This window comes from Chitinophaga sp., assembly GCF_036566945.1.
Lineage (GTDB): Bacteria > Bacteroidota > Bacteroidia > Chitinophagales > Chitinophagaceae > Chitinophaga.
Window position 1 is genome coordinate 1 of the sequence record NZ_DATCVJ010000843.1, and the last position, 7,686, is coordinate 7,686.

Annotated in this window: 4 protein-coding genes; all 4 read right to left on the reverse strand. The window is 46.1% G+C overall.

All coding sequences use genetic code 11. The annotated features are described in order from the left end of the window. Positions 1 to 1,351 (reverse strand): FAD-binding oxidoreductase (locus VIP81_RS25400; protein WP_331967861.1); only part of this gene is annotated, 1,351 nt, incomplete at its 3' end. Positions 1,352 to 1,398: 47 nt separating this feature from the next. Further along, complete coding sequence (locus VIP81_RS25405; RefSeq protein WP_331967863.1) at positions 1,399 to 2,421, reverse strand: PorP/SprF family type IX secretion system membrane protein; 1,023 nt, start codon at positions 2,419 to 2,421, stop codon at positions 1,399 to 1,401. Positions 2,422 to 2,427: 6 nt separating this feature from the next. Further along, positions 2,428 to 6,129 (reverse strand): PKD domain-containing protein, encoded by a 3,702-nt coding sequence (locus tag VIP81_RS25410; RefSeq protein WP_331967865.1) that lies wholly within the window; start codon positions 6,127 to 6,129, stop codon positions 2,428 to 2,430. 194 nt (positions 6,130 to 6,323) lie between these two features. Further along, the coding region (locus VIP81_RS25415; RefSeq protein WP_331967867.1) for an ATP-dependent DNA helicase RecG at positions 6,324 to 7,686 on the reverse strand (1,363 nt) is incomplete at its 5' end.

The window sequence follows — 7,686 nt, forward strand, 5'->3', positions numbered from 1 at the left end:
TTTGCTTCATGAGCTGCATAGATGTCTGATCAAAAATGATATCCATATAGCTCTTCTGTACCAGCCCAATACCATGCTCTCCGGAGATGGTACCGCCCAGCTGTTTTACCAGTTCAAATATTTCCCGTATGCCTTCTGTAAGGGTACCATTCCACTGTTCTTCGGTGAGGGTGCCTCTGATGATGTTTACATGAAGATTACCATCACCGGCATGGCCATAGCATACGGAATGAAATCCATACCGCTGGCCAATTTCCTTCACCCCTTTCAGTAAAACGGGTAACTCCGCACGAGGCACCACGGTATCTTCCTCCTTATACACAGAATTGGCTTTCACCGCTTCTGCTACCCGACGACGCAGTTTCCAGAGTTCATCTTTCTGCTGTGCATCTTCTGCAAACAGGATTTCACCGATATCGAAACTTTCTACCACCCCGGCAATGCCTTCCATTTCCTGCATCAATACTTCGGGATAGTTGCCATCAACTTCTATCAGGAGATGGGCTTGTATATCGTCTTCAATTTTAACGGCGCTGCTTTGTACATATTGGGTCACCCATTCCAATGCATCTCTTTCCATAAACTCCATGGCAGAAGGCGTATATCCGGCGCGGAAAATAGCGCTCACCGCGGCGCAGGCACTTTCGGCAGAGCGGAAAGGTACCAGCATTAACAGATCTGTTTTAGGTAATGGTATCAGTCTTAATACTATTTTAGTGACAATACCCAGGGTACCTTCGCTGCCTACTATCAGTTGAGTAAGATTATAGCCGGTGGCATTTTTCAGTACATTGGCGCCGGTCCAGATAATTTCGCCGCTGGGCAATACCATTTCCAGGTTCAGCACGTAATCCTTTACCACACCATACTTCACCGCTTTGGGACCACCGGAATTTTCCGCAATATTACCGCCAATGAAACAAGTGCCGCGGCTGCTGGGGTCTGGCGGATAAAACAATCCTTTTTCCTTCACTGCATTCTGTAGTTCTTCTGTGATCACCCCCGGTTCGGTAATGACCTGCAGATTCCTTTCATCGATCAGGGTAATGCGGTTAAACCGTTCCATAGAAATCAACACACCGCCGAACTGCGCCAGGGCGCCTCCACTGAGCCCAGTACCTCCGCCGCGGGGCGTTACCGGCAATAGCTCCTCATTACATAAACGCATGATACGGCTTACCTGTTCTGTGGTATCCGGTTTTACCACCACTTCGGGCAGGTAGTGCAGATCTTCGGTTTCGTCCTGTGCATAACGGCTCATACTTTCTTCGTCGGCCAATACATATTGCGCTCCGGCTATTTCGCGTAATGCCGCTACATGGGCGGCAGTTACTTTATTAAACGTTGTCATGAAACAAAAATAATGATAATGCCGCTTAGGTGGTAATATCCGGCAGATTAAAAAGAAGGACAGATAGTAGACCTTCTTGCGTTGCTAAATGAGCGGTTGGTGTATAAACCCGTGTATACAATTCCCAGTTCATAAGCACCACGGCGATTGTTAGCCGCAGACAATCCTGAAGTAGTAATATCGTAGTTAAACATCAGCTTCACCGCATTCAGCTGATAACCCACCAGGAAAATGGCCGCATCGTTTGCGCGGTAGTAAAGTCCGCCGAACAATTGCTGCACCCCGTCTCCGGAAAGATTATAGGCCGCATTTGCCCCCAGCATCAATTCCCTGGCGCCCACCTGTGTAGCATAATAAGCAGCCGGATTCAGGATCACTTTGTCACTCATCTTGATACTGGCATTCAGGAAACCAATATAACGGCGGGGAATCACATTGTTGCCATCATAAAATGTTTCCCGGGGTGTATTAATATGTTGTACCGAGAAGCCGGCATTTACATAAATATTTTCTGTAGGAAAATAAGCATAGTTCATGCCTGCCTGCAGGTCAAAATAATTGACGCTGGTTTGCGTAATAGGCTCTCCGGTAGGGATTTGCGAATCAAAGAATTTTCCATTCCACTGGTCACCAAATGTTAGCTTGGTGATGTCTACCCGCTTACCGGCAGAACCGGCATTAAATCCTAAGGATAATAAACTGCTTTGCCCCAATAGCTGATGATAAGCAATAGACGCATATCCTTTGGTAGATGTGAGATTACCGGCACCTGCCACATCCCGGAGCAACACTCCGCCAATACCTACCCAACCATATTCCAGTCGGTCGCGGAACAACTGAAAGTCCCCGTAAACAGACATGGTTTTATACGGTACCGGGATAGTAGCCCACTGATCGCGGTAATTAAGGCCAATACGGTAGTTACCATCCGGAATAAAACCGGTATTGGCGGGGTTAGTTGTCAATGGCGAATTGAAAAATTGTGAAAAGTGAAGGTCCTGTGCGTAACCTCCCATCATAACAATTAACAATATTGCCAGGCAAGTTGAAAATTTAAAAAATTGATTCATGGCTCATCATCTTAACAAGGTTACACTTCCTGATCTGCTGCCTTTCGTACCATCTGTAAACTCAAGGTTTACAATATAGGCGTAAGCATCCATGGGCTGAATATTTCCTTTAAACCGGCCATCCCAACCGATTTGGGGGTCTGAACTTTCAAAAACCAATTGTCCCCAACGATTAAATATTTTAAGATTGAATTTGGTCGCACCAAAAGCCTTTACATAAAATATATTGTTCTTACCACCGGGCGCAAAAGCATTCGGCACATCGAACAACGGCACCACAATGGCACTCACCTCTTTACAGGTGCTGGCAGAACATCCTTCTCTGTTAAAGGCGGTCAAACAAACATTATAAGTCCCTGTTCTCAGGTATTGATGTGTGGGAGATGGTACTGAAGTAGTGTCTCCATCGCCAAAATTCCAGAGCAGGCGGGTCGCATCCACCGAAGAGGTATTTATAAATTGAACGGGGGTATTTTCTACCGGTTTCGTAGGTGAATATTCAAAGTCCACTACTGGCGGATCTGCTACCAATACATATTTGGAGGTGCTATCTCTTTTATTACAAGTATTTGGATCCAATACCAGCAGCGAAACTTTCCAGTTCCCTGCTTTCTTGAAAGTATGCAATGGATAAGGGTCTGTTGATGTGCTGCCGTCATCTTCAAAAGTCCAGGTAAAAGATTCACCACCAAGTGTTGTATTATCCATCTGCAATTCTGTGCCCACACATACCGTATCCGGCAGTGTAAATGCCGCCACTACGTTAATGGCTACACGTAATGCTTTTGTTTGTGTTTGTGGAGCATTACAGAAATTGGTATCTACCAGTGTTAAGCTGGCATTATAAACGCCCGCTGCTTTATAATAATGGAATAATGGGAAGGTATCCAGTCCAGTATAGAAAGGAGGTGTGCCATCGCCATAATCCATGATAAAAGAGCTATCCCTGAATTGATTGGCCGGTGTAACAGATTCGTTAGAGAACATGTATTTCAGACTATCGCAGGGATCTTGTCTTTTGGCGTCGAAGTTAAAGTCTGCCTTATTATTGCCTAGTTTCACGGTAATATAAGCAGTGTCTGATACATTACAGCTTTCCGGATCAACTTTCACCAGTCTCACAACGTAAGTGCCTATTTGGGTAAAGGTATGTTGTACGGTATCCAGTTCCTGACCTCCTGTCACCAGGCCAGAACCATCACCAAAAGACCATTCAAATGTTTTGCCGGGGCGACGGGTGGTATCCACGAATGTAATTGTTTCCGGCGCGCAATAATTCAACCGGCGATCCAGTGTTTTAATACCGGCTTTGATACCATCCAGGTTAAATGCAATTTTCAGTGCGCCAAAGTTACAACCCGGAGGAGGCGTACTGGAGTAAGCTCCCGGCGTAGTAGGATACCTGGGCTTAAAGCCATCGGTACTTACATTACACCAGGCACAGATACCCTGGTAAATAATCCCATTCCTATCGAAGCGGCTGGTACCACCATCCACGTGTTCGTAAAGACCATTACCACCAAAGTAGCTGCCGTACAACTGTGCGGTAGCATCCCGTTTCAATACAAAGAAATAGAAGTCCTTTCCATCTGTGGAACGCTGCAAGGCATCGTTGGTAGTACGAAGTCCCCCGGTACCTGAATTCGGATATCTCAGGTTGATATTAATACCACCACCCCATCCTGACACGTACACGTTTTCGCAACGATCTACCAGGAACGCGGTAGGGGAAATATTGGGCGTAGTGATCATCGTTTTGCTACGGCCAAAGGTGGTAGAATATATAAAAGCAGTAAGGTCTGGTTTTAACTTGCTGATAAACTGAAGGCTGTTATCATTGTAATAACCGGCAGGTATCTTAATAGGCCAGTTACCTTCTGTAGTACCCATTACATACACAAAACCGTTTTTATCCAGCTGAATACCATACACCTGATCGGCGGAGGCATCATCTGAACCCAGGAAGGTACTTTGCAGCAGTGTTTTTCCATCATTGGAGATGTGTGCTATAAAACCATCACAGGCACCACCCCGATAGTTCGGATAGATGGTACCGGTGCCTTTTATCGGAAAGTCGCTACTGGCGGTTCCGCCAGCTACATACAAAGTATTGAGACCATTTAATGCAATTACGTAGGACGCATCTTCCTTCGTGCCGCCCAGGTAGCTGGCCCATACCAGATCGCCACACATCGGGTTGATCTTCATAATCACACCATCCTGCGAACCAGCATTTTTGCCCTGGAAAACGCCGGCAGTTACCGGAAAATCTGTAGAGCGGGTACAACTGGCCACATAAATATAGCCCGCATCATCTATCACCACTTCACTGCGGGCATCATCACCGTAGTTGCGTAACAGCACGGAAGGCCCCTGGAAACGATCCGCTCTGATATTCACCCCATCATCCTGACTACCTGCTATGATCAAAGAACCGATAAATGCGCTGCCTGTAGCATTCAGTTTGGTAATAGCGATATCCCATCCGCCCCGGTTGCTACCCACGATTTTAGTATTGGGATAATCAGCCGAAGTTGTTCTGCCGGAAATCACCAGGTTACCCTGAGGATCCACAAACAAACTATGGGGTTGATCCAGACCACTTCCGCCCAGATAGGTGGCATAAATCAATCCGGTACCATTTGAATTAAACTTGGAAATACCGATATCAAAATTTCCCTGCGTATCGGCAGCTCCCCGGAAAACGCTTTGCACCACACCGGGTGTTACCGGGTAGCCGCTTCCGAATACGATGCCGCCACCGTAAAAATTACCTGCATCGTCATAAGTAGCAGTAAAGCCCCAGTTATCTGAACGGGAACCGGATACGGTAGAGAAAACGTATACCGGATCTATCACGAGTGTATAGGCGGGATTATATTCGCCGGATACTTTAAAACCTACTTTTGTGCCACTCAGCTTATAGCTCACCTTTACGGCTATACGCTGATTATTAATGTATTGGTAAGCATATGGCAGCTGTTCAATAGCATCTCCTACAGAAGTATGCACATACAGTTGTCCTTTCTTTAACTCCACGCCGGTAGCGCCTTCATATTCCAGCTGTATATCGTTGGGATTAGCACCGGGATTCACAATCAGGTCATATTTCAACTGCGATGCTTCGGAGTAAACATGTGCGTCTATGCCGCTATAAATACCGTTGTAGGTAACACCCTGAAACGATTTCACATTGGAAGCCCATTTACTGGGGTCATTGCCGATAAGGTAATTGCTCACGGCATCCTGTGCTTTTTCGGGAGTAATTTGCAAACCGGGAGAGGTGTTCAGAAAATTAACATTGTAGGCATGTCCTCTTACGTCCGGAATCTTTCCACCTGGTCTTGGTGGCGATGGCTTACCGCCTTCGCCGGGATAAGGCTGTGATGGAATGGCGTTTGCGGTAGCAGCATTACGCGGCACCAGTGCAACACTGTCGTGACCACCGGAATGCCCATGTATGGCTTCTTCCAGCGCCCACATATCTTCTTTGTTATACAGGAGGAAAGTAAAACTTGTTTTTCGCAGGAAGACGGAAGCGCCATCCAGCTCAGTTTTATAGATAACGTCTTTATTCCACTGACCTTTGTTTTCAATAAAATTCAGCGGTGTATAATTTGCATATTGGTGCTGTGCCAGGGCAGTTTGTCCGGGTAATAAAAAGCAAATCATCCATCCAATAAGGCCAATCGGGAAGGTAAATTTCAACGGGATTAGATTTATTTTATACTTAATAACTAATATAATACTATAAACGCAGAAGCCTGTCAAATTGTTACGGTCGGGAAAAAACTCAAAACTCCTGATGCGAAGAAAAATAGGTTAAATGGGAAACTAGTTGAAATCTCTGCTTCAGAAGCTAATTCCTTTATCACTTCATCAGTTAATAAACGTTAAAATCCTCAGGAAATTTTACTCCAGATAGATTTACTTCGTTGGGCGGCCAAAAATTCTTTTAATGCCTGATTTTCAGGCAACAATAAATCGGTGTCTTCTTCCAGAATCTTTTCAGCACTGGCACGGGCGGCATCGAGAATGGGTTTATCTGCGATGATGTCTGCCAGTTTAAAGTCCAGCACCCCACTTTGGCGGGTGCCTTCAATATCGCCGGGACCTCTGAGTTCCATATCCTTCTCAGAAATAAGGAATCCGTCATTGGTTTGCACCATCACGTTAATCCGTTCTTTGGAGTCGTTGCTCACTTTATTGCCGGTCATAAGTATGCAAAAGGATTGTTCTGCTCCCCGGCCTACCCTGCCACGCAGCTGGTGCAGCTGCGACAGGCCAAAACGTTCCGTACTTTCTATTACCATCACAGAAGCATTGGGTACGTTCACGCCGACTTCTATCACGGTGGTGGCCACCATGATCTGTGTATCACCGGATACAAAACGCTGCATATTGGTTTGCCGCTGCTCTGCCGGCTGCCGGCCATGTACCATACTGATATAGTACCGCGGTTCCGGAAAAAATGCTTTTACCTCTTCGTATCCCTTCATCAGATTTTCATAGTCCAGCTTCTCCGAATCCTCAATCAACGGGTAAACGATATAAGCCTGCCGTCCTTTCTTCACTTCTTCTTTAATAAAATCCATTACCTGCGGACGCTGATATTCGGTACGGTGTACCGTGGTAATCGGTTTACGTCCCGGCGGCATTTCGTCTATAACGGATACATCCAGATCGCCATAAATCGTCATCGCCAGGGTTCTCGGTATAGGCGTTGCCGTCATCACCAGGATATGTGGCGGTATATTATTTTTTTCCCATAGCCGTGCACGTTGTGCCACACCGAAGCGGTGTTGCTCATCTACGATGGCCATCCCCAGATTTTTAAACTGTACTTCTTTTTCCAGGAGCGCGTGGGTGCCTACCAGTATATCAATAGTGCCGTCCAGCGCTTCTTCCAGGATCTTGCGCCTTGCTTTACCTTTGATGCTGCCGGTAAGCAATGCCACTTTCACGTCCATTTTTTCCAGCAATTCGGCAATACCTTTATAGTGCTGTTGTGACAGGATTTCAGTAGGCGCCATCAGGCAAGCCTGAAAGCCATTGTCTTTTGCCAGCAGCATAGACAGCAGTGCTACCATAGTTTTGCCGCTGCCTACATCTCCCTGTAACAAACGATTCATTTGCCGACCGTGTACAGTATCTGTTCTGATTTCTTTCAGTACCCTTTTTTGTGCACCTGTTAAGGAAAAAGGGAGATGGTGATTATAAAATTCATTAAATGATTCGCCTACTGCCCCAAACACATAACCATGC

Excerpts from the sequence above, each read along its gene's own strand:
- VIP81_RS25405 (WP_331967863.1), bottom strand. The coding sequence starts at position 2,421 with ATGAATCAATTTTTTAAATTTTCAACTTGCCTGGCAATATTGTTAATT.